This is a genomic window from Dyadobacter soli, from assembly GCF_900101885.1.
Taxonomy (GTDB): domain Bacteria; phylum Bacteroidota; class Bacteroidia; order Cytophagales; family Spirosomataceae; genus Dyadobacter; species Dyadobacter soli.
The window spans coordinates 115,740-138,237 of record NZ_FNAN01000021.1 but is presented as its reverse complement, the minus strand read 5'-3'; the positions used below and the strand labels follow the sequence as shown (position 1 = coordinate 138,237).

At 52.2% G+C, this 22,498-nt stretch carries 19 protein-coding genes; 7 read left to right on the top strand and 12 right to left on the bottom strand.

Going from position 1 to position 22,498, the window contains the following annotated elements; all coding sequences use genetic code 11:
- Positions 1-99: 99 nt before the first annotated feature.
- The 3 genes from BLQ88_RS29495 to BLQ88_RS29485 all read right to left on the bottom strand — a co-directional run bounded on the left by BLQ88_RS29495 (position 100) and on the right by BLQ88_RS29485 (position 3,748).
- A complete protein-coding gene (locus BLQ88_RS29495; protein ID WP_090156605.1) occupies positions 100-1,281 on the bottom strand; it encodes an efflux RND transporter periplasmic adaptor subunit in 1,182 nt (393 codons plus the stop codon).
- 92 nt (positions 1,282-1,373) lie between these two features.
- A complete protein-coding gene (locus BLQ88_RS29490) occupies positions 1,374-1,973 on the bottom strand; it encodes a TetR/AcrR family transcriptional regulator (RefSeq protein WP_090156604.1) in 600 nt (199 codons plus the stop codon).
- A 152-nt stretch (positions 1,974-2,125) separates the two neighbouring features.
- Entirely contained in the window at positions 2,126-3,748 is a 1,623-nt protein-coding gene (locus tag BLQ88_RS29485) for a L,D-transpeptidase family protein (RefSeq protein ID WP_090156603.1), read from the bottom strand.
- Positions 3,749-4,036: 288 nt separating this feature from the next.
- Here BLQ88_RS29485 and BLQ88_RS36900 point away from each other — a divergent pair, with 288 nt between their 5' ends.
- The 4 genes from BLQ88_RS36900 to BLQ88_RS29470 all read left to right on the top strand — a co-directional run bounded on the left by BLQ88_RS36900 (position 4,037) and on the right by BLQ88_RS29470 (position 7,801).
- Positions 4,037-4,201: a hypothetical protein gene (locus BLQ88_RS36900; protein ID WP_176885153.1), complete on the top strand. Its 165-nt coding sequence runs from the start codon at positions 4,037-4,039 to the stop codon at positions 4,199-4,201.
- Between the two features lie 119 nt (positions 4,202-4,320).
- Positions 4,321-5,634, top strand: coding sequence for a Gfo/Idh/MocA family protein (locus BLQ88_RS29480; protein WP_090156602.1), 1,314 nt, complete (start codon positions 4,321-4,323; stop codon positions 5,632-5,634).
- Between the two features lie 15 nt (positions 5,635-5,649).
- Positions 5,650-6,780 carry a YncE family protein gene (locus BLQ88_RS29475; RefSeq protein WP_229212923.1) on the top strand — a complete coding sequence of 377 codons (1,131 nt, stop codon included), beginning with the start codon at positions 5,650-5,652 and terminating at the stop codon, positions 6,778-6,780.
- A 103-nt stretch (positions 6,781-6,883) separates the two neighbouring features.
- Positions 6,884-7,801 carry a cation diffusion facilitator family transporter gene (locus BLQ88_RS29470; RefSeq protein WP_090156601.1) on the top strand — a complete coding sequence of 306 codons (918 nt, stop codon included), beginning with the start codon at positions 6,884-6,886 and terminating at the stop codon, positions 7,799-7,801.
- A 4-nt stretch (positions 7,802-7,805) separates the two neighbouring features.
- On the opposite strand, the gene BLQ88_RS29465 is transcribed toward BLQ88_RS29470, so the two are convergent.
- Positions 7,806-8,783, bottom strand: a complete 978-nt coding sequence (locus BLQ88_RS29465) for a helix-turn-helix transcriptional regulator (RefSeq protein WP_090156600.1) — start codon at positions 8,781-8,783, stop codon at positions 7,806-7,808.
- A gap of 89 nt (positions 8,784-8,872) precedes the next feature.
- Here BLQ88_RS29465 and BLQ88_RS29460 point away from each other — a divergent pair, with 89 nt between their 5' ends.
- Positions 8,873-9,856 carry an NAD-dependent epimerase/dehydratase family protein gene (locus BLQ88_RS29460; RefSeq protein WP_090156638.1) on the top strand — a complete coding sequence of 328 codons (984 nt, stop codon included), beginning with the start codon at positions 8,873-8,875 and terminating at the stop codon, positions 9,854-9,856.
- Positions 9,857-10,040: 184 nt separating this feature from the next.
- Here the strand turns inward: BLQ88_RS29460 and BLQ88_RS29455 are convergent, their stop codons facing one another.
- Complete coding sequence (locus tag BLQ88_RS29455) at positions 10,041-11,543, bottom strand: arylsulfatase (protein WP_090156599.1); 1,503 nt, start codon at positions 11,541-11,543, stop codon at positions 10,041-10,043.
- Positions 11,544-11,661: 118 nt separating this feature from the next.
- Between BLQ88_RS29455 and BLQ88_RS29450 the strand changes: the two genes are divergently transcribed.
- Both BLQ88_RS29450 and BLQ88_RS29445 read left to right on the top strand, forming a co-directional pair.
- The gene (locus tag BLQ88_RS29450) at positions 11,662-13,407 is read left to right on the top strand and encodes an ABC transporter ATP-binding protein (protein ID WP_090156598.1); all 1,746 of its coding nucleotides are present in this window, start codon (positions 11,662-11,664) and stop codon (positions 13,405-13,407) included.
- Complete coding sequence (locus BLQ88_RS29445; RefSeq protein WP_090156597.1) at positions 13,391-15,148, top strand: ABC transporter ATP-binding protein; 1,758 nt, start codon at positions 13,391-13,393, stop codon at positions 15,146-15,148. The genes BLQ88_RS29450 and BLQ88_RS29445 overlap by 17 nt, the downstream gene beginning before the upstream one ends.
- On the opposite strand, the gene BLQ88_RS29440 is transcribed toward BLQ88_RS29445, so the two are convergent.
- The 7 genes from BLQ88_RS29440 to BLQ88_RS37065 form a co-directional block, all read right to left on the bottom strand.
- Entirely contained in the window at positions 15,141-15,731 is a 591-nt protein-coding gene (locus BLQ88_RS29440) for a GNAT family N-acetyltransferase (protein WP_090156596.1), read from the bottom strand. The two genes, BLQ88_RS29445 and BLQ88_RS29440, sit on opposite strands and share 8 nt — an antisense overlap.
- The gene (locus tag BLQ88_RS36895; protein WP_176885152.1) at positions 15,731-15,898 is read right to left on the bottom strand and encodes a hypothetical protein; all 168 of its coding nucleotides are present in this window, start codon (positions 15,896-15,898) and stop codon (positions 15,731-15,733) included. Before BLQ88_RS36895 ends, BLQ88_RS29440 begins: the two co-directional genes overlap by 1 nt.
- Before the next feature lie 127 nt (positions 15,899-16,025).
- Positions 16,026-17,309, bottom strand: a complete 1,284-nt coding sequence (locus tag BLQ88_RS29435) for a condensation domain-containing protein (RefSeq protein ID WP_090156595.1) — start codon at positions 17,307-17,309, stop codon at positions 16,026-16,028.
- Between the two features lies 1 nt (position 17,310).
- Entirely contained in the window at positions 17,311-18,591 is a 1,281-nt protein-coding gene (locus tag BLQ88_RS29430; RefSeq protein ID WP_090156594.1) for a condensation domain-containing protein, read from the bottom strand.
- Positions 18,588-19,883, bottom strand: coding sequence for a condensation domain-containing protein (locus BLQ88_RS29425; protein ID WP_090156593.1), 1,296 nt, complete (start codon positions 19,881-19,883; stop codon positions 18,588-18,590). Before BLQ88_RS29425 ends, BLQ88_RS29430 begins: the two co-directional genes overlap by 4 nt.
- A gap of 3 nt (positions 19,884-19,886) precedes the next feature.
- Positions 19,887-21,089 (bottom strand): glycosyltransferase, encoded by a 1,203-nt coding sequence (locus BLQ88_RS37070; protein ID WP_090156592.1) that lies wholly within the window; start codon positions 21,087-21,089, stop codon positions 19,887-19,889.
- Positions 21,082-22,278, bottom strand: a complete 1,197-nt coding sequence (locus tag BLQ88_RS37065) for a glycosyltransferase (protein ID WP_090156591.1) — start codon at positions 22,276-22,278, stop codon at positions 21,082-21,084. Before BLQ88_RS37065 ends, BLQ88_RS37070 begins: the two co-directional genes overlap by 8 nt.
- Positions 22,279-22,498 lie beyond the last annotated feature (220 nt).

Genomic DNA, 22,498 nt, shown 5'->3' with positions numbered 1-22,498 from the left:
GAGTGTTTTGGCAAGGCGGGAGCGGTCCATCGCATTGGCTAATGCGATGGTGCTCTGCTAATTGGTGTGGAATTCGTAAACCTTTTACACCCCGGCTGCTTAGATCGGATTGGCGTGCAGCAGACTGTCCATTGACATTTTCTGCGGTGCGATGGCCATTCCGTCGCGGAGCCTGTCGAGTCCGGCGTATACGATCTTCTCGCCTGGTTTCAATCCTTTGGAAATCAGGTAGTAACGTCCGCTGCGGTCGGCAACTGTCACAGGGCGGCCTTCCACCTTGTTGCTGTCGAGCACGGTGTAAACGAACACCTTGTCCTGCAACTCGAAAGTGGCTTCCTGCGGGATCAATACCGATTTCGCGAGCTGGCGCGGAATGCGTATCCTGCCCGTGTTACCGGAGCGGAGCAGCCCGTTTCCATTCGGGAATGTCGCGCGGAAGTTGATCGCACCCATGGTTTTATCGAATTGTCCTTCAACGACTTGTACTTTTCCTTTTTGCGGGAAAACGCTGTTGTCGGCCAGTACGAGTTCAACCGGCGGGATGTTCTTGATTTTCTGCTCGATGGTACTTCCTTCAAATTCCTGCTTGAAATCGAGGAAATCCAGCTCGCTCATCGAGAAGTACACATGAATGTCTTTCGTTTCCGAGAGAACTGTGAGTGCTTCTACGTTGTTCTTGCCTACGAGGCTACCCGTTTTGAATGGGATAATGCCAATATAGCCATCGGCCGGCGCGGTCACCGAAGTATAACCGACGTTGATCTTCGCTGCATCTACGGCCGCCTGCGCTTGCGCTACATTGGCCTTGGCTGCGTCGTATCCCGCTTTTGCGGTTTTAAGCTGAACGTCTGAGACTACTTTGTTGGCTACAAGCGGCGTCAGTTTTTCGACATTGATCGAAGCGCTTTCCAATGCGGCCTTCGCCGATTGCAGGCTGGCTTTGGCGGTATTGAGCTGCTCGGTGTACGGGCGGGCGTCGATGTGGAATAACACCTGGCCCTTGTGTACGTACGCACCCTCGTCTACGGAGATGCGGTCGAGGTAACCATCCACCTGTGGACGGATCTCTATATCGCGGCTACCCTGGATGGATGCGGTGAATTCACGGTGCGACGTTACTTCGTGGTCGCTAACGGTGATAACCGGCAGTGCCTGTGCAGGCGGCGCCGAAGCGGGCGCGTTGGCGGTGGATGAACCACAGCTATATAGCGCTGCGGTACCAGCGGCCAGCAGCGCAGATGCTACTAGCACTTTTGCTGTTTTTAGTTGAACGGTTTTCATGGATGTGGACATTTTTGCGGTGATAATCAGTTGTTTGCGAATAGGTAGTGAAGTTATTAATACTAACGGTGTTAACCAAAAGATAAAAAAAATCAGAGGTTCTTGATGAATGCGTTAACAGAGTCGTCCATTACTTTTTTGTTCATTTGAGAGTCGTCGATATCCGAGCAGCGCATCATTACGATCGAAATCAGGCCGTGGAGTACTGACCAGAACGCATATATTTTGAAGCAAGTTTCATCTTCTGAAGATTTATTATCTTTTACGATTCCCTCGATAGCCTCGGCAATGTGTTCACGAAAGCTGTTGAATTCCGGCTTCGCTTTTCCGGGGCTTGAACAGGGCATTCCCAAACCGTACATGAGCTGATAGTATTCGGGATTTTTGAAAGCAAAGTTCCAGTAAGTTTCGGCGTGGGCCCTTAGCCGTTCTTCCGGATCGTCGTATTTGCGCTTGTCCTTTTCGAGCAATCTATCGAGTAACCGGAAACCGTCCATAGAAAGTTCAAAGAGAATCGCTTCTTTATTTTCGAAGTGATCGTAGATGACGGGCACACTGTATTCGATAGCATCTGCTATCTTCCTGATTGACAGGGATTGCCAGCCTTCTTCTTTGACCAATTGCAAGGCTACCGCCAGGATATTGGTCCGCATATTTTCTTTCTGCCGTATTTTTCGTTCGAGGATTCCCATGGTAATTCCAGTTTTACCTAACGATGTTAGCAAAGGTAAGGCGGCTTTTCGAGATTGTCAACTTTGACCGCCGACGGCCGACCGCCGACTTTCTGATCAGGTTACCTTTGCATTGCTGGCCAAAGGACTAAAACCGTGCCCGCCAGTAGGTGTCAGCGATCGGTGGCTTGTGCGATAGGCATTTTCACCGGTCCGAACAGCCTTTCTTCCATCTTGCGATCGTGCCCGTAGACGTCCTTGCGGAACTGCAAATTGCCGTGCTGGTCCACCCAGGACGTGAAATAGCCGATGAAAACCGGCATTTCGTTCTTGCCGCGCAGGCGCACATATTTTTCCTTTCCTGCATTCATCGCCGCAGTAATCTTCTCGCTCGTCCACGTGCTATCGCGGCGCAGGAGCCATTCGGCCATCTTTTTAGGTTCCGAGAGCCGGATACACCCGTGGCTGAATGCCCGCTGGCTTTCCTTGAACAGGCTTTTGCTGGGCGTATCGTGGAAATAAATGCTGTAACTGTTCGGAAAGAGGAATTTGACGAGGCCTAGCGAGTTGGATTTGCCCGGCTTCTGCCGCACGGAGCCGCCGTTCCATTCCATATTGTGGCGTGCCAGATAGTTGGGATTCTTCTTGATACCCGGCAAAACTTCCTTTTTCAGAATGCTCGCGGGCACGTTCCAGTAGGGGCTGAATACGACTTGATTTAAAGTACCTGAAAAAATGACAGTACTATTGGCCTCAGACCCCACCACAACCACCATATCGAATGACAATTTGCCATCCTCGTACGCGTGCAGGGTGAACTCGGGAATGTTCACGAGAATGTAATCGGTGGGCGGAGCAGCCGGCATCCAGCGAATGCGCTCCATGTTGATGAGCATCTGGCGGATGCGGCTGGCAATGGGCACATTCAGTTCCTTGAAGAATGCCGGCCCGGTTACGCCGGTCTGTTTTTGTCCGACGCGCTGCTGAAAATGCCTAACGGCGTTAGTAAGCGTCGTGTCGAAAATGGGCGTACTGTCCGGCTCCGGCAGGTCGCCGAGCAAATGCAGGCGGGCTTTCAGGGTTACGAGCAGGGTGTCGCGGTCGCCCTCGCGAAACTTTTTGTTAGTCCCGACGGTGTCCGGTTCGCCGTTTTTAGTTAATGCATAATATTGTAATACTTTCTGTTTTAATAAATTATAGTGTCTGTTAACCGGCTCGTATGCCGCTACGTTCTGTCCTTTGTTCTTCAACAGCGAATCCAGAAAAACCTCCGGATTCAGCTTCCGGCGGGGGATGAACCAGTTGAGCTCCTGCGTATTGATCTTGTGGTCGCCGGAATAGGCCAGATCCGTGTAGCGGAAGAACTGTTCCGTTAATGTGAGCTCCGCATTCACCGCCAGCGCGTTATCCGGGCTGATCTTTTTGAGCTGCGAAAGTGAATCGATGGTTTTGTCGAGCGTAGGATTGTATAATGAACTGTCGCCCGAATAATGAATGTAATCGTTCCGCAAACTTTGGAAAATAGGCACGAATTCGGCCACGCCGTCGGGAAAGAACCAGGCGAATTGGTAGTTCCGGTGATTATAAAAGCTGCGCAGCTTGGCATTCAGGCTATCGCCGAGCGCATGCGCGGTTGTGTACGAGGCTAGCGCCGTGGTGTCGATAAAGAGCTCTGTAAAAGAGTTTTCGACTGTAATTGTGGTATCGCGCACAGCGATCTCCGTTTTCTTTTCCGACGTCTGACGGCAGGCAGCCCCGGCAATGGCCAGGACGATGAACAAAGCGATTTTCTTCATATAAATAACAAGGTCGCGGATCGCACCAAGATAATGTCTTTACCGTTAGAAATCCCATTCCCGCCGAAGGATTGTAAAATTTGGTTGTCGCACCTCACATCTATTAGCTTCGGTTCAGAGATTTGGTTTTTTGTTGTTGATTTCTACCCGGACGCCAGGATGCTGATACCTGGCTCCGGGTTTTTTGCGTGGATTAGATTTTTATTATAATCTCTCAAACCCCTTACACGAGCGGCGGATTCGCATTTACTTTGTCATGATTTTCTGATACACCAATTCAACAGACCCATGACGCTTCTCAGTTTTGCACTTCGGATCAAGGAAGTCAGGGATTTGCAAAATTCCTATGCTGCCACGCGTGATATCGATGTTCTGGCCCGCCTGAAAGATATGGAAAAAGAACTTGACAGGCTGATTCACAGCATTGTAACAACTCCGCGTAACCCCTTCTAATGCCTCTCGCAAGCGGCGCGAAGCTATATGGCTTTGCGTCGCCTTTGCAATGTACCTGTGCGATGGGTAACATCGGACGGTTGGTAACTTTTAGCAGACAACCAACCTGATCCGACATAATGACTCATTCACGACGCCACTTTCTTGGCACAGCATCCACCCTCGCCGCCGGAGCCGGGCTTTCGGCCCTTGTCCCCGCTTCCGTCTCTGCTTTTGCACCGGTTTCACCGGCTGATAAGATCCGCATCGGTGCCATCGGCATCAATGGCATGGGCTGGGCGGACCTGACGGCGATCCTCAAAAACCCAGGCACCGAATGCGTGGCGCTTTGCGATGTAGACAAAAATGTACTCGACAAGCGTGCCGCGGAGCTGTCCAGGGGTGGGGCAAAAGTCAAGACCTATGGCGATTACCGGCAACTCCTGGCGGACAAAGATGTGGATGCGGTGGTGATCGGCACGCCGGACCACTGGCATTGTCTCATGATGGTCGAGGCATGCCAGGCGGGTAAGGATATTTATGTCGAAAAGCCGATCGGGAACTCCATTGCCGAATGCCGGGCGATGGTGGCCGCCCAACAGCGCTACAACCGCGTGGTACAGGTTGGGCAGTGGCAGCGCAGTCAAAAGCATTTTCGCGATGCCATCGACTTCGTGCATTCCGGGAAGCTGGGCAAAATCAGGCTGGTGAAGGTGTGGGGCTATTTTGCGTGGGTGAACCCGATCTCGAAACTGCCGGATGGTAACCCGCCCGCAGGAGTGGATTATAGGACGTGGCTGGGACCGGCAGAGAACAGGCCGTTCAATCCTAACCGTTTTCATTTCAATTTCAGGTGGTTCTGGGATTACGCCGGAGGACTGATGACCGACTGGGGCGTGCATTTGCTCGACTACGCGCTGTTAGGCATGAAATCGGCCACACCGCATAGCATTATGGCCGCCGGGGGCAAGTTCGCCAACCAGGACTCCGGTGCCGAAACCCCCGATACGCTCACGACCGTTTTCGAGTTCGACGATTTCAATATTCAGTGGGAACATGCCATGGGGATCGATGGCGGCCCCTACGCACGCGGGCACGGCATCGCTTACATTGGTAACAATGGTACGCTCGTCCTCAATCGCGACGGCTGGGAGGTAATTCCCGAAGGCAAACGAATGGAAGCCGTGGCGTTTCAGAAAGCTTCCGATAACGGCCTCGACCTGCATGCGCAGAATTTTATAGAGGTGATCAAATCCAGAAAAATGACCGATCTGCATGCGCCCATTCAAGTGGGTGCCGACATTGCCATTTTCTCGCAAATGGGCAACATCTCTTATCGGACAGGGAAGAAGATTTATTGGGATAAGGAGCATGGGAAGTTTACGGACGACGAGGCTAATAAGCTCATCGCCAAGGAGTATCACAATGGTTATAAACTACCTTCTGTTTCCTGAATTTTATTGGTAAATATGAAAAAGATATTATTCTGGTTGCTTTTCCTCCAAATAGCCTTCACACACACGGGCATTGCGCAGCGCTTGCGTGACGCGGACAAGCCTGCGGGTGCGAAGCGGTACCTTTATGTAGCCACTCCGGGAATCAGGGATTACCTGGGGTATGGCGGGCACGGGTTGCTGGTTTTTGATATGGATAACAATCACCGGTTCGTCAAAAGAATCGCTACGCGCGGTCTGCATCCGAATGGCAAGCCTTCGAATGTAAAGGGGATTTCGGTGAGCCTTCCGCTGAACAGCATTTACGTGAGCACGCTCGAAGGACTTCAAAGGATCGATCTGACGACGGAAAAGGTAGTTTGGGAAAAGGCTTTCGAGGGTGGCTGCGACCGGATGGCGATCTCACCCGATGGCCGCACGATGTACCTGCCGTCGCTGGAAAAGGGTTTCTGGAATGTGGTGAATTGCGAAACGGGTGACATTATAAAAAAGATTAATGTACATAAAAGGGCACACAACACGATTTACGGCGCTTCCGGAAATGCGGTGTATATGGCCGACATTGCCAGCCCATGGCTGCACATCGCCGACCCCAAAACGCACGAGCTGGTGGGTAAGGTAGGGGAATTTGACAATTACGTCCGGCCGTTCACGGTGAATGCCTCAGAAACAATGACTTACGTGACGTGCGACAGCCTGCTGGGATTTGAGGTAGGCGATATTAAAAAAGGAACCAAAATCGCCCATATCGAGGTGCAAGGATGGGAGCGGGGGCCTGTACGGAGGCATGGTAACCCAAGCCACGGCATCGGCCTGACACCCGACGAATCCGAAATTTGGCTTTGCGACGGTCATAATATGCGCATGCACATTTTCAGCGCGAAACCGCCTTACCAGCAACTGACGACGATCCCTGTGCAGGACATGCCCGGCTGGGTGACGTTTAGTTTGGACGGGCGGTATGCCTACCCGTCGAGCGGGGAGGTGATCGACGTGAAAACCCGCAAAATCATCACCACATTAACGGACGAGTTCCACAACAACGTGGCTAGCGAGAAAATGGTGGAGGTTCAGTTTACCGGAAACAAGCCTGTGCGGGCCGGAGATCAGTTTGGCATCGGACGCGCAAGGATGGCGGCGAAGTAGGCTTTACAATATGATAATGCACGTTTCGGAACTTGCTTTCCGTCAAAGGTCTTTTTAACTTATTCGGGGTAATGCGCTTGGTTTACTGCGTTTGCCCGGCTTTATGAATGAGAGACAAAAACGCCTCAGGGAGCGGCGGCTGATCAAGCTTTCGATCGTTACCGGTTCGGGCTTTACGATCTGGGCCATTGTGGTCGGTATTGCCGGCGATTCGAAATCCATTATTTTCGATGCCCTTTTTTCGATGGTAGGCATCAGCCTGTCGGGCGTATCGCTGCTGGTGAACAATTTCGTCCGCAAGCCCGATGACGACGACCTGCCGTTTGGTCGGGCGCAATTCGAACCGTTTTCAATGACGCTGCAATCGGCGGTGATCATTTTCCTATGCTTATACTCGCTTGCTACCTCGGTGATGGACATTATCAGCGGCGGAAAGTTCGTCGAGCTCGATATTGCATTACCCTACCTGATCGCTTCCATTATCGGCTGCTTTTTACTCTGGCTGTATTTTAAAAGAATGGCGCTGCAAATCCGCTCGGAATACGTGCGTATCGAAGCTACGGAATGGCAGCTCGACGCGCTGCTGAGCACCGGCGTACTGGTGGTACTCTCGCTCGGGTACTTTCTGCGTGAAACTTCGCTCGCTTACCTGATCCCGTACCTCGACCCCGGAATGGTGATCATTATTTCTATTCTGTTCTTGCGCATTCCCGTGCGGACATTTTGGAAGAACATCCGGGAATTGCTCCAATTCGCTCCCGACGACGAGGTGGAGGAGAAAATACATCAGGAAGCCGAAGCGATTTCAAAGCATTACGGCTTCATCGACGAGTACGTGCGCGTAGCCAAAACCGGCGGCAGCTACACCATCGAAATCGACTTTTTATTACCCGAAAAACTCGCGCATACGCAGGTAAAAGAAATGGATGCGATCAGGCAGGAACTGTACGAACGCATTCGGGGCGAATATAAAATGTGGCTTACGATTTCATTCACGACGGAGCGTAAATGGATGATCTGAGCGATCAGCGCCTCCGGTCCAACTGCATTTGCTTGGGCGTGGTACCAAATTTCCTTTTAAATGCCTGAATAAAATTACTGCTATTGGCATAGCCCACCTCCGCAGCGGCCTCATCGACCGTCAGGCATGAGTCGAGCAGCAGTTGGCGGGCGTGCAGCATTCGCTTTTCGTGGACCAGCTCATACACGGTTGTATTGTATTTTAGTTTAAAACCTTCACGAATCTGATGCTCCGAAAGTCGGGAATGACTTGCGATTGCTTCCAGGGAATCGACGGTCAGGAAATGCGTGCAGAGGTACTGGTACAGCTCGGACAGCTGGCGATCGGTACCGGCTTGAAGCGCGGGAGCTTTACGTTCTTCGCGGTATTGTTGCAGTTGCAATGCCAGCAGTTCAAGAATTTTGCCATTGAGATACATCTCCGACAGGTCGTCGGCGACGGGTGCGTGTAACATGCGTTGCAACACCGAATGCATTTCCGTACTTACCGCCGCAGCTTTGCCGAAAAGTGCCAGGGGCTGTCCTTGTCCCAGCGCCTTTTCGAGTGGTTTTGCCGGGCTGCCATTTTGTTGCAGGAATTGCAGCAAATGCTCCTTTTTGAGGATCAATGCAAGGTACTCGAAGCCGGTCTGGCGGTTGTAGAAAATGTCGGAATCGAAGTGTTCGGAATAATAAATATTGTACTCGGCCGGGCGGAGCGGGTGTTCGCCGGGAATGTCGCGAAAATGTGCATTGGAATGGCCCCTAACCTGAAAATGCAGGCTGATGTGGGGTTCGCTTTTCATGCCGCGGATCTGCATATCCTGCAAGAAATCGGCCTGGAAGCGGATAATGCCGAAGTTGCGGGCGTAGATATTCTTCACGCGATGGTTCACGAATGGTATCCGCGGCGCGTCGTGCTCGAAAGTATCCAGCGCAGGCTGCGCAAGAAATTTCCTGCCCGCGATCTCCCGGTACGATTCATTATCAATGATATAGGCCATGCACAAATTTCAATGTTTTTATCGGCTATCCCAATATTTTTCGAAGCCGCACACGCATACCTTTGCCGGAAATCAGCATTGAAACAGTCATGAGTATTTTAGTAACAGGCAGCGCGGGGCACCTGGGCGAGGCGCTTATGCGCACGCTCCGGGCGGAAGGGATGCAAGTCGTAGGAATTGATATCAAACATTCAGCCTATACCGATCTGGTGGGAGATATTTCGGATCGGGATTTTGTCAAAAAAGCGATGCGCGGTATCCGTACCGTCATGCACACGGCTACATTGCACAAACCGCATGTGGCGACGCACAGCAAGCAGGATTTTGTAGATACCAATATCACCGGAACGCTCAATTTGCTGGAAGAAGCGGTGCTGGCAGGCGTTTCCGCATTCATTTTTACCAGTACCACCAGCACTTTCGGCGCGGCAATGAACCCCGCCAAAGGTGAACCCGCAGCCTGGATTACCGAAGAGGTGGTACCGCAGCCTAAAAATATTTACAGCGTCACCAAACTCGCCGCCGAAAGCCTTTGCGAGCTTTTTCACCGGAAAACCGGCTTGCCGGTACTGATCCTGCGGACGTCGCGCTTCTTCCCCGAGGACGACGACAATGCGGAAACGCGGCAGCGCTACGAAACCCCCAATGTGCAAGCGTTGGAGCTGCTTTACCGCCGCGTCGACGTTGCCGATGCCGTTACCGCGCATCTGTCAGCCATGGAAAGAGCCGGGGCGATTGGCTTCGGCAAATACATTATCTCTGCCACTACACCATTTACACCCGCGCACCTGGCGCTGCTGCATACCGATGCGCCGGCGGTAATCCGTTCGTTATATCCTGAATGCGAAGGACTATTTGAAGCGCAGGGTTGGAAATTGTTTTCCGAAATCGATCGCGTGTATGTGAACGAGCGCGCGCGGCGCGACCTGGGCTGGAAGCCGCGATATGACTTTGAGCATGTGCTGGGATGCCTGCGGAACGGCACGGATTTCCGGAGCCAGCTGGCGCGGGATGTGGGAAGCAAAGGTTATCACGAAGAAGAATTCGAAGAAGGCCCGTTTCCTGTCGAGTAAATGGCGCGAAGCTCCTGCTTCGTGCTGACTATTCGGAGGCCTCTGGCCGGTCATGCATGTAAGATGAGCAAATGGCGCGAAGCTCCTGCTTCGTGCCGACTATTCGGAGGCCTCTGGCCGGTCATGCATGTAAGACCGGCCAGAGGCCTGCAAATAGCATACACGAAGCAGGAGCTTCGCGCCATTATTTTTCACTTGCTGCAATCACAGGCAACACAAACTGCCACGCCGCAGTAACAGGCTCCTCATGCTCTTTCCTAACAATTTCATCCATTCTCCTCAAAATATCCGGATGCTTTGCCGCCAGGTCGGTAGTTTCGCTGCGGTCGGTTTTGAGATTGTAGAGTTGCCACGCATTGCCTGGATTCTTGCGCAGGTCGGTTTTGACGCCTTTCCAGTCGCCCATTCGGATGGCGATCTGGCCGCCTTTTTCGGGATATTCGAAATAGAGGTAGGGGTGCTTTTGCTGCCGGCTGGTTTGGCCTAATAATTCGGGTAGAAATGAAATACCATCGGTGGGCGGTGTGGGCTGACCGGTCAGTTCCGCTAATGTGGCCAAAAGGTCGAACTGAGCGGAAATGTGGTCGGTTACGCGCCCTGGTTTGATCTTTCCGGGCCAGCGGGCGATGAACGGTTCGCGGATACCGCCTTCGTAAACATCCATTTTCAAACCGCGCAACCCGGCCACGCTGTTGAAGAACTGCGCATTCACACCGCCATTGAAAGTGGCGCCGTTATCGCTGCTGAACATCACAATTGTGTTATCGTCCAGGCCCATATCCCGGAGTTTGTCCAGAATAATACCAACCTGATCGTCCAGGAACGTTACCATCGCCGCGTAAGTCGAGAGCGGATACTTGGCGGAAGCATAGCCCTTTTCACCGTAGTAGGGTTTTTCGTCAAACTGGCCTGCATATTTTCGGACATACTCATCGGGTGCTTGCAGCGATACGTGCGGTATCGTGTAGGGCATGTAAAGGAAAAATGGGCCGTCTTTGCTCCGTTCGATAAATGCCAGCGCCTTTTCGGTCATCTTTGCAGGGGCATATTCTTTGCCTTTGAAGGAGTTGAAGTCCGCGTCGGTGGCGGAGGCGGGGTCTAGTTTGCGGTGGACATCCTGCCACGGCTGGGCAAGGGTGTCCCACCGGTCGTTCTCCCACAAATGCGAAGGATAGAGGTTATGTGCCTGTTTCTGGTCGAGGTAGCCGTAGTAATAGTCGAAGCCCTGCTTGCTGGGCGTGCCTTCGGTATTGTTCATGCCCATGCCCCATTTGCCGGTGAGGGCCGTGGCGTAGCCTTTTTGTTTAAGGAGCTCGGCGATCGTAAATTCAGCGGCGGGTAGCGGCATTTGTCCGCGTTCTCCGTCGTCGCGAAAAGTACCGAGTTCGAAATTCCCACGGATGGCCGAATGCCCCGCGTGCTTGCCTGTCATGAGCATCGCACGTGCGGGCGCACACACGGGCGTACCTGTGTAATGCTGCGTAAAACGAATACCTTCCCTGGCGAGGCGGTCGAGGTTGGGCGTTTTGATCTTCTGCTGGCCATAGCAGCCCAGTTCGCCGTAACCGAGGTCGTCGGCGTAGATGTAGACGATGTTGGGGAGGTTGGTTTGAGGCGTTTTGGCTTTTTGGGCCGTGGCGGCGTGGGTTATCGATAATGTCAGAAAGAAAAGGCTCAGAAGTTTCATTCAGGTGCGGTTTGGATTCAGAGAGCGGGGAATTTAACCAAAATTTAACCATCGGGGCGGGGAGTAATTCAAAATTATACCTTGTTATATTTGTCGCCGTATTTAATGCTAAACCCATATGTCTGAAAAAGCCAAACCCGGAACGCCCAAGCAGCCGGGCATATTCAGCTTACTGGCTCCATACAAGGGGTTGATTGTCCTGTTGCTGCTGTTTGCACTGCTGAGCAACGGCATCAACCTCTGGCTCCCCAAGCTCGTCGCCGACGGGATCGATGACTATACCCGGCAGCGTTTCGACCTGAATGCCATCCTGACCGAGTTTACCATCGCCGTCGTCTTCATATTTGCATTCGCCTACCTGCAAAGCATTATCCAGACATACGCTTCCGAAAAAGTAGCCCGCGATTTGCGGACGCGGCTTTCGGACAAAATTTCAAAACAAAGTCACGCATTTATCGAGCAGACTACCGCCGCGAAATTGCTCACCAACCTGACGGCCGACATTGATTCGATCAAAATGTTCGTGTCCCAGGCCATTGTAGCGATCGTTTCGTCGTTGTTTCTCATCATTGGCGCCAGCGCATTGCTGCTGAGTATCAACTGGAAACTGGCATTGACCGTGCTTGCCATCATACCCATTATCGGGGGAATGTTTGCGATTACTTTGAAGAAAGTCCGCACATTGTTTGTACAAAGCCGCGAGGTAATCGACTGGCTCAACAAGATCATCAACGAAAGCATTCTCGGCTCCGCATTGATACGGGTAGTCAATTCCCAACAATTGGAATACGCCAAATTCCTCGAAGCCAATACCAAAGCGAAAGGCTTTGGGCTGGCCATTCTGAGCCTTTTCGCGGGACTTATCCCGGTTGTCCAGTTTACCGCAAACCTTTCCATGCTCACGATTCTCGTACTCGGCGGGCATTTTGTGATCGAGGGCGATATGACACTCGGCAGCTTCGCGGCATTCAACAGTTACCTCGGTATTCTCATTTTTCCGATCCTGGTCATCGGTTTCATGAGCAACGTCATCGCGCAGGCCACGGCTTCCTACCAAAGGATTTCGGCCGTTCTGAATATCGCCGATCCGGTGGAAGGAGGCGTATCGAAGGAATCGTTGCGCGGGAACATCGAACTGGAACAGGTAACGGTCCGCTATGGTGAAAAACCGGCATTGAAAGACGTAAGCCTATCCGTAAACGCAGGCTCGCGCATTGCCGTGATCGGTCCGACGGCGGCCGGGAAAACGCAGTTGCTTTACCTGTTGACCGGCCTCATCCAGCCGCAGGAGGGCCGCATTACATTCGACGGCCACCCGATCGATCACTACGACAGCGAGTCGTTTCACCGGCAGGTAGGTTTCGTTTTCCAGGATAGCATCATTTTCAATATGAGTATCCGCGAAAACATCGCATTCAGCACAACGGTGACCAATGAATCCTTGCAGAAAGCCATCGATACCGCGGAGTTGGCCGCATTCATCGAAACATTGCCCGACGGCCTCAATACCGTCGTTTCCGAGCGCGGAGCGAGCCTTTCCGGCGGTCAGAAGCAGCGCATTATGCTGGCGAGGGCATTGGCGATGAACCCGAAAATACTGCTGCTGGATGATTTCACTGCGCGCGTGGACAATACGACCGAAAAGAAGATCCTGGCGAACTTAGAGGGCAATTATCCGGGCATTACCTTGATTTCTGTGACACAGAAAATAGCGGCCATCGAGCATTACGACCAGATCGTGGTGCTTATGGAGGGCGAGCTGATCGGCTGCGGTACGCACGACGAGCTCATGCTGACAAGTCCCGAGTATGTGCAGATTTTCAATTCGCAACAAAGCACCAGCAACTATGAACTACGATCTTAACAAAATTTCGGAGGAGCAGCAGAAAACCTCCACGTTGAAGGCGCTCGGTAAGTTGCTGAAACTGATCGCACACGAACGGGGCAATCTGGCGCTGGCGCTGGGGGCGATCACGCTGAATACGGCTGTCAACCTGGGCGGCCCGTACCTGATCGGCCATGCGATAGATAAATATGTGGTTACGAAGCAATTCCATGGACTGCTCGTTTTCGGAGGGATTTTGCTGGCGATGTACCTGCTCGGCCTCGCTACGGCCTATACCCAGACCAAACTGATGGGCGGGGTAGGGCAGCGGCTGCTGTTTACGCTCCGGAATGCCATTTTCAATAAGTTGCAGCAGCTTCCCGTCGCGTTTTTCAACCAGAATAGGGCCGGCGACCTTATTTCGAGGGTTAATAATGATACCGACAAGCTGAACCAGTTTTTCTCGCAGTCGCTCATGCAGTTTGTGGGGAGTATTTTTACGATGTTGGGGGCGGGTATTTTTTTATTGGTGATTAACCTAAAACTGGGCTCTGCCGCACTGGCACCGGGCGTGCTGATCCTGATTTTTACAATCCTGCTTTCGCCCTGGGTAAAGTCTGCGAACGCCAAAAACCTGAAAAGTACAGGTGCGCTGAGTGCCGAGATACAGGAAAGTCTGAACAATTTTAAAGTCGTGATCGCATTCAACCGCCGCGACTATTTCCGGCAGCGTTTTCAATTGGCTAACCTGGAAAATTACCGCACGGCCATCCGCGCGGGGCTGGCAAACAACATTTTCCTGCCTACCTATTCTTTCTTTTCCAACATCGCGCAGCTGGTGGTACTCACGTACGGTATCCATTTGATCAGCATTGGCGAGTTCAGTGTCGGGTTGCTGGTGAGTTATCTCGCATATGCCGTCAATTTTTACAACCCTTTGCGGCAGCTGGCAGCATTATGGGCCAGCTTTCAGGTAGCGATGGCTGGATGGGACCGCATTTCGCAAATTCTCGCTTTGGAAACCAACCTTGTACCAATGCCCGAAACCACCCGGGAAGCCGATGCCGCACTACTAGAATTCCGCGACGTGCGTTTCGGCTACGACAGCCGTGAAATTCTCCACCAGGTCAATTTCAAACTCGAACGCGGCAAAACCTACGCATTGATCGGCCCGACCGGCGGCGGCAAAACCACCACAGCCTCGCTCATCGCCCGCCTGTACGACCCGCGCGAGGGCACCGTCCTGCTCGACGGCCGCGACATCCGCACGTACACGCCGGAAGAACGCAGCCAGAAAATCGGCTTCATCTTGCAGGAGCCGTTCCTCTTTTCGGGCACCATTCGAGAGAATATCCTTTACGGGAACGATCAGTTGAAGGAGTATTCCAACGACAAACTGGAACAGGTGATCCGCAGCGCCAACCTGGGCGAAATCCTTGCATTGTTTGAAGACGGCCTCGAAACGAAAGTTTCCGCTACCGCCGACAGCACCAGCCTGGGTCAGAAGCAGCTCATCGCATTCATGCGCGCCGTCCTCCGCAGCCCGGAGCTTCTCATCCTCGACGAAGCCACCGCCAACATCGACACCGTCACCGAAAAACTCCTCGGCGACATCCTGAAACAACTCCCGGAATCCACCACGCAAGTAATCATCGCCCACCGCCTCAACACCATCGAAAACGCCGACGAAATCTTCTTCGTCAACTCCGGCGAAGTAAACCGCGCCGGATCGCTCGACGACGCGATGGGGATGTTGTTGAAAGGGAATCGGGCTAGTTAGATAATGTTTTGACTTGTTGAATGAGTGGCATCAAGTCGAAATACATGGATCTGAAACCGTCAGCCGGAGGGAGCGTTTCATCGGCATTAGCGAAGCGGAACCCCAATTTTTCGTAAAAACCTGAGGCATCGTAAAGCTTTTCGGGCGATTCTGCATCGTACAAGGCATCTACGGTTATAAACCTGACTCCCAGTTTAGGAACGAGTTCAAGCACGGCATACCGCATTGCCCAATCCATTAGCCTTCGTCCTGACCCCTTGGCTCTGGGATCGGCTGCCAACCACCCGATTTTGACCGCCGGAAATGTAGTATAGCGAACATCTTCGTCGACGAGGATCGGCGTTCCCATAGCCAGCTTATCGGCAAGTAAAGTGATGTAGGCCGCCAGTCCTTCTTCACAATTGACTAGCCAGCATTTGCTGATGTAGCTTCTCAGCTCATTGCGTATTTTTTGACCTTTAATGTAGGATACGAATTCACCACGACCGCATCGAAAACCAGCGCCAATATCCAATTGGTCTGGATCGTATTCGATGACAGCGTGCTTTGAAAAATCTATCCCGGAGAATTTGGGATAGGGCATCACTTCTGCGTGTTTGATTTTTCTTTTTTGATCTGTTCGGTGATCCTGCGAATGGTGACCCAGGCCTGTTCATTGGCCACATAGCCGCCTGTTTTAATAGCTTCTGAAAGTAGTTCCGCCTCACGTCCTACAACCGGTTTTGAAACGGTATCGCCTGAATATTTCATTTTGTGTAGTTTTTTGAATGAATAAATTTCAGCGAGCGGTTATCTGAGCGAATGTTTGATCAGAACCGCATTGGAACGTGAGTTTTTACAAAATTACAAATTAGTCCCTGTAATGAAAAGACGCCGGTCATTCCTGATGTAGAGCCGCGGCATAATTCCCTTCCAACAAAACCCACATCGCTTCCCTGCATATCTTCTCCGCATCGATCATGGGCAGGAAGCTTTCGTGAGAGCAGAAGGTCAAATCCATTCTTCCTGCGAAGGTACTTACTACCAAAGTGTTGGGGTTTCGCCAGGGGAATCCCACGGAGGGGCTGTGTATGGCGCGGACATGGAAGTTGTTGTAACTCACGGGAATGTCCAGCACGCCCATGTTGGAAATGGTGATATCGTGGCTGCCTTTGGTGGAGCGCATATGCCGGAGCAATGCGCCGGTGGAGCTGTGGAAGTACTCGGTAATGAACATCATTTCGGCTGCATTCACGTTTTCGGCTTTTTCGACGAGGGCCTGTTTCATCGTTCGTACTTCCTGCCAGAAGTCGTTTGGAACGCCCTTTTGGCTGAGCGAAAGCTCCACGATAGGCGCGAATGCAAACAGATGATCACGGCCAATGGCCGGCAGATAACGCCGGATGTCCACAGGGCTGATCACCTTGTTTTTCGACTCTTTCCCTCTCACCGATTGGTGCGCAATGAGTGACGCAGTACATAATGCCGCCTGAACGGTCGTTTTTTCAGCTTTGCATTTCCTGACCAGCGCGTTGGTGGTTTCCTTGTCGAGGGTATGTGTGAGCAGATAGTAGTTTCCTTCGCGTGGGGCCGGTTTCGGGTTCAGAATGGTGAAAAGACCCTTTGCCAGCCCGGAAAATAACTTTCCCTTCCAATGGATCATCCGGCTGTCCCGGATGGAAGATGGTACCAGCGAATCAACCGATTGAAAGCCCTCGTACGGTTCCAGTTCCATTTCAGGGTTGTCGAGCAGGAGGAGCAGCTCGCGCATGAGTGTAACGAAGCCGGAACCGTCGCAGACGCAATGCGGGCACACAAGTAGCAGATCGGAGACCTTTTCGGATCTTAGCCATACGAGCCGGGCTGCGGGTTCTTTCATCAGATCGAACTGTCGCGGCCATTCCAAAAGACTTATTTCTTCCCATTGAATGTCGGATGTCCGTTCGATCATGTCGATCGGAATGGGTGCGATCGCAGGATTTGTCACAAATGAAGGGACATTTGCCGCATTTCGCGCCACATTAGTGCGAAGCAAGGGATGCCGGTTTTGAATTTTTACGAGCGCATCTTGTAGTCGTTGCTCGGACAATTGTCCTTCCAAAGTTGCTGTAAAAACGCAATTAACCGGTGCGAGCCCGTCGGCGTACATAATGCGCTCTCCGACAATCATTTGTCTGTTCATTTCAATCCTGGATGGTAACGGGTTTGGTCTCCAATAAATGTTTTCTAAGAAGTTGCATCGCCGTGCCGATGATCAGCTCGGCATCCTGGCGGGCAATATATTGTTCTTCGGAGTGAAATGCGAAATCCATGCAACCGCCGAACGTCGATACCGACACTTTCGACGGATTGCCCATCGGAAATCTGGACAACGGACTGTGTACTTCGGCAACCGTGAGCGAACCGTAACTTTCGTTCAGCGGAATACGGCCGAGGTTGGCGAATGCGTAATCATGCGCACCTTTCCCTGCTTTGGCATATTTGAGGCTTCGCGGGTAAAGTGGCACGAGGTACTCGCTGAAAAGCAGCAGCCGCGGCGCGTCGGTACGGTCGATTTGCTTGTGCAAACGTTCCTTTAATGCATTGGCCTGCGTGTGGAAACTTCCATTCTTTCCCGGCGTGTCGAGGCCAACCATAGACGGGAACGGGAACATGTGGTCTTTTTGTATTTCGGGTAAAAACCTGCGCATATCTACGGAAGCGAACATTTTTCCGCCCGTACGCACATTGCCCGCACGCTCGAATGCACGCATGAACGCGAGGATCAGCGCACCATTGAGGTAGATAGCCTTTTCCTTGCAAACGGATAGCAATGTCGCCGTTTCCTCTTCACTCAGTTTCCAGCGGATGGTATAAAAGCGGTCTTTAATCACTTCTTTTTTACCAGCAACTACCAGAAGGAATAGCTTCGTAATGCCGGCGATTGCCTTGGCTGCCAACCTGTTGACGACGTTTTTCCTGACAGCCGCCGGGACCAGCCTTTCGGGTGAATAGGCCGGGTAGGGTTGCAACTCGGTTTTCGGATCACCCAGGCATTCGAGTAGTTCGCGCATGAGGGTTATGCTGGAAGTTGCGTCGCCGATGCAATGGTGGCAAACCACCAATAGTTCCGAAACCTCGTTAGATCGTACCCAGGTAACCCGCGCCAGGGGTACATTCGTTTGGTTAAATGGGGTGCCCCATTCCGTATCCGCCTCCGCTACCCAGGTTTCTTCGGAAAGCCTTTCTGTAATCCTTAGCGGAATAGGCAAAATAGAATCGGAGGTCACGTACCAGGGAATGCCGTCCGCGTCGGTTTCCATGGTTACGTTCAGGAAAGGGTGTTTTTGCTGAATTTTCTGCAATGCATTTAGCAATACAGATTCATCAGGATTTCCCACAATTTTTACAGGAAATACCACATTCACAGGCGTATCCGCGCCCGCGTACATGGATGCTTCCAGAAAACCTGCCCTTCTTTTCATACACGCACAGGATCGGGGATGGCTACTGTTTCGAACAGGATTTCCATGGCCTTTTCCCGGATTTTCATAGCCGTATTTTGCGGCATAAAATCCAGGTTTGAAACAAATGAGAAATCCATCTGACCATTGAAAGTAGTAGTAATGATGGTGTTGGGGTTTGCAAACGGGCCTATTACAGTCGGGCTGTAAATCGTATCGACGGTGAAGTTCCGGTACCGGGCAGGAATGTCGAGTTTGCCCATATTGGAGAACATGAAATCGTTGCCCACTTTGGCATAGGTCAGGAAACGGCGCAGCTTGTGCACAGAGCGATGCGAAGCCTCCATGATCATGCTGAATTCATAGGGATTCAGTTTCGCCATTTGCTTGGAAACATACGTTTGCAGTGTTTTTGCCTTTTCCCAAAAATGCACTCCGACTAATTTTTCGAGACTGATATTCAATGCTAGCCCATACGAAAACAGCATGTCGCGCTTCACCTCAGGCATATACCGACGGATATCCACCGGGCAGGTAGCTTTACCGTGCGCTCCCGCGCCATTCACGGCTTTGAATGCTTCCAGCAACGCCAGCCCGATGGCCGTATTGACAGTTACTTCCTCTTTTTTGCAATGGGCAAACAACGCTTTCGACTGTTCCTCACCGAGTTTCCAGTTAATGAGATAATCGCCGGAACGTGCGCCTGGTCGTTTTTTTGTTGAAATAAACAACGAGCCCAGCGACAACCCTGCGTGGACTAATGCCGCCGAAAGTTTGGCTTTGAACCGGTTTCGGCCACTTTCCAATATTTCCGCCGGTACCAGATCGCGTATGCTTTGAAATGCCGGTGCTTTGCCGATTACGGCTTGCGGGTCATCGAGCAATGCCAGTAAATCGGTAAGCAGTGCCACACCCGACCCGCCGTCGCACATGCAATGGTGGAAGGCCATGATAATGTCCGAAACTTCGGCCGAGCGGAGCCAGGTAATGCGCAGCAGCGGCCCGTTTTTAATGTCGAAAGAAGTGCCGAGCTCATGCAATGTCTCGCGGTTCCAGTCTTCGTCGCTATTCCTGTCAACAATTCTGAGCGGAATTTGCGGGGCGGACGGCGGCGTATGAAAGTACGGCCTTCCGTTGGCGTCGATGCCGATTGCTGTACGTAACATGGCGTACTTTTCCTGCAAGCGGGTAAGGGTTGCCGTGAATTTCAGGTAATCAATGTTGCCGTTGATTTTCAATGCATAAACACCATGAAACGGCTCGCTACCGTCGCCAAAAAGCACTCTTTCGAGGAAAAGCAGGTTCCGTTTCATCGGTCAGGCGTTTTCGGTTACACGGTTCGTGACGGCGAAATCTTCCAGTAGCGCAACCGCTTTCGCATTGCCACCCGCGGCATTGAATGTATCGCGGATGTGCTGCGCTGCAATGCGGTACTTCGGATTTTCGAGCAGCTCCCGCATGGCGTTCTGCACATCGGCCACACGCATGCGTTTGTACCTGACCTTAATTCCGCAGCCGGCATTTTCGATCAGCGCGGCGGTGTGGAAATGGTCGTAGGCAATAGGGGTAATGAGCATCGGCAGGCCGTTCATGAACGAGTCGTTCACGGTATTGAACCCGCCGTGGCAGATCACCGCATCCATTTTTGGGATAATATCTGCCTGAGGCACAAATCCTTGCACTATAAAGTTCTCCGGCCATTCGTCGATCACCGACGGGTCGGTAGCAGCCACGATCGTAATCGGTTCGTTGCCGAATGCTTCGATGAGTTTCAGGAAAAACTCCCTACGGATGTCCACCAGCAATGTACCGAGCGACACGAATACTTTGGGTGTTGTCGCTTTTTCGAGCCTTTCCCAATCGAATGGCGTATCGTTCGGGCGGCCTTTCACCGGGCCCACAAATTTCATATGCGGCTCCGGCTCGGGAAACCCGGCAAATTCCTTGGAAGTGAATACGATGTTCATCTGGTGCGAATGGATCATGAACTCGTCGGTATAAATGCCGAGCTCGCGTTGCAGTCCTTTGATCAGGTTCTGCTGCCATTCGAAAATTTTCGGTGCCGAATTGGCGGTATCGCCCATCACATCCGGCGGCACGGGCGTGGTGGTCACGCAAGGGATGCCTTTGAGGTGCGCCACCAATGCGCCTGCGAAGGTAATGCAGTCGTTCACGATCACATCCGGCTGAAAGTCGTCGGCCACGCGCGAAACGCCGGGCACCATGATCCGCGCAAAGGGAATGTAGGTTTCTTCCAATGCCAGTTTCATTACTTCCGGGCCGGAAAGGGAAGGGCCGTCGTCCTGGCGTTTCAGGATGCGTGCGATCTCTTCCTGGTGCGGCGCGAGCTCCTTTTCGGGAAGAATATAGCGTCCGCCTTCGGGTATGTGCTTGTCGGCAAGAGGGATCAGGCCCGTCCACGCGACTTCGTGGCCGTTGGCGATAAGGCTTGCCCCGACGCTGAGGGTAGGGCTGATATGCCCGAAAAATGGAGGTACTACAAATAGAAATTTAGCCATTCTGAAATACTTTAATGGTTATCTGGTCGAGCCACTGCGCCGCGGTTCTGGTACCGCCGGCCTGCTCAAAGGAGCCTTGAATGCGCCGTGCCGCGAGCCGGTAATCCGGATCAGTTAATATATCGTTGACCGCATTGCGAAGGTGCGGTGCTTTAAACCGGTTAAAATTGAGTCTCACCCCGCACCCGTTCGCGACTACGCGCCCAGCCACGTGCGACTGGTCATAAGCGATGGGGATCACCACCAGCGGCAAGCCGTTCGATAATGCCTCGGAGACGGTATTATGGCCTGCGTGGCATACGACGCCGTCGAGATAGGGGAGTAATTCGAGCTGTGGAATGCGTTGTTGTACCAAAAAATTGGAGGGCCAGCTTTCGAACAATGTTTCGTCCGACACTACTACCACAAATATGTCCTCCCCGCCGAATGCGTCGATCACTTTCGAAAAAAAATCCTTTTTGAACTGGTGATCGAATGTAGTACCAATGGAAATGAGGATTTTAGGGAAGGTCTGGCCATTCAATTTTTCCCAATCAAAAGGAATTTCGGCAATGCGGTTGCCGATCACCGGCCCGGGAAAGCGGTAATAATCAGGTAGTTCCATTTCTCCGAAAAACTCACGGGAAGTAAACACGAGCGTCAGCAACTCCGAGGTAGCCAGCGATTTTTCCCCTTCTATGCCGAGCTCCTGTTGCAGGCCGATGATCTGCTTCACTTCCCATTCGTGAATTTTGGGCAGATCCTCCATCATTTTCACAGCCGCAGGCGCGGTAACGGACGTTGCGTAAGGAATATCGAGCAAATGCGCGGCCATACCTCCCGCAAAAACCTGGTGGTCGTTGATCACGACGTCGGGCTGCCAGCTTTGCAGGAGTCGCACAATGCCGTCGAACATGTAGCGATTGAGCGGCACGAGCACTTCTTCGTACAGGAATTTGATGCTTTCGATGCCGTAGACATTCTTTTTGGTGATAACATCGAGGTACTCGGCATTCGCCTGCTTTTCAGAATCGTCCTGGTCGTACCGGATGACGAGTAACTGCCCACCGGTCGGTAACTGGGCCTGCAACTGTTCATCCAGACCGATCCAAGCCACCTCATGCCCCAGCGCCAACAATTCAGCGCCTACGCTGAGTGTCGGGTTGATGTGACCAGTGAGCGGCGGGACTATAAAAGCGAATTTTGACATTTTGCGTTTTGATATCGGACGTTAAGTGGTTCAGTATCGGGTGTTAGCGGTTTAGTGTCGGGCGTCATACAGATAAGTATCGGGCGTTAAGCAGTCTGGTACCGGGCGTCATGCAGATAAGTATCGGGCGTTAAACGGTTCGGTATCGAGCGTCATACAGATAAGTATCAGGCGTTAAGCAGTCTGGTGCCGGGCGTCAGACAGTCTGGTACCGGGTCGG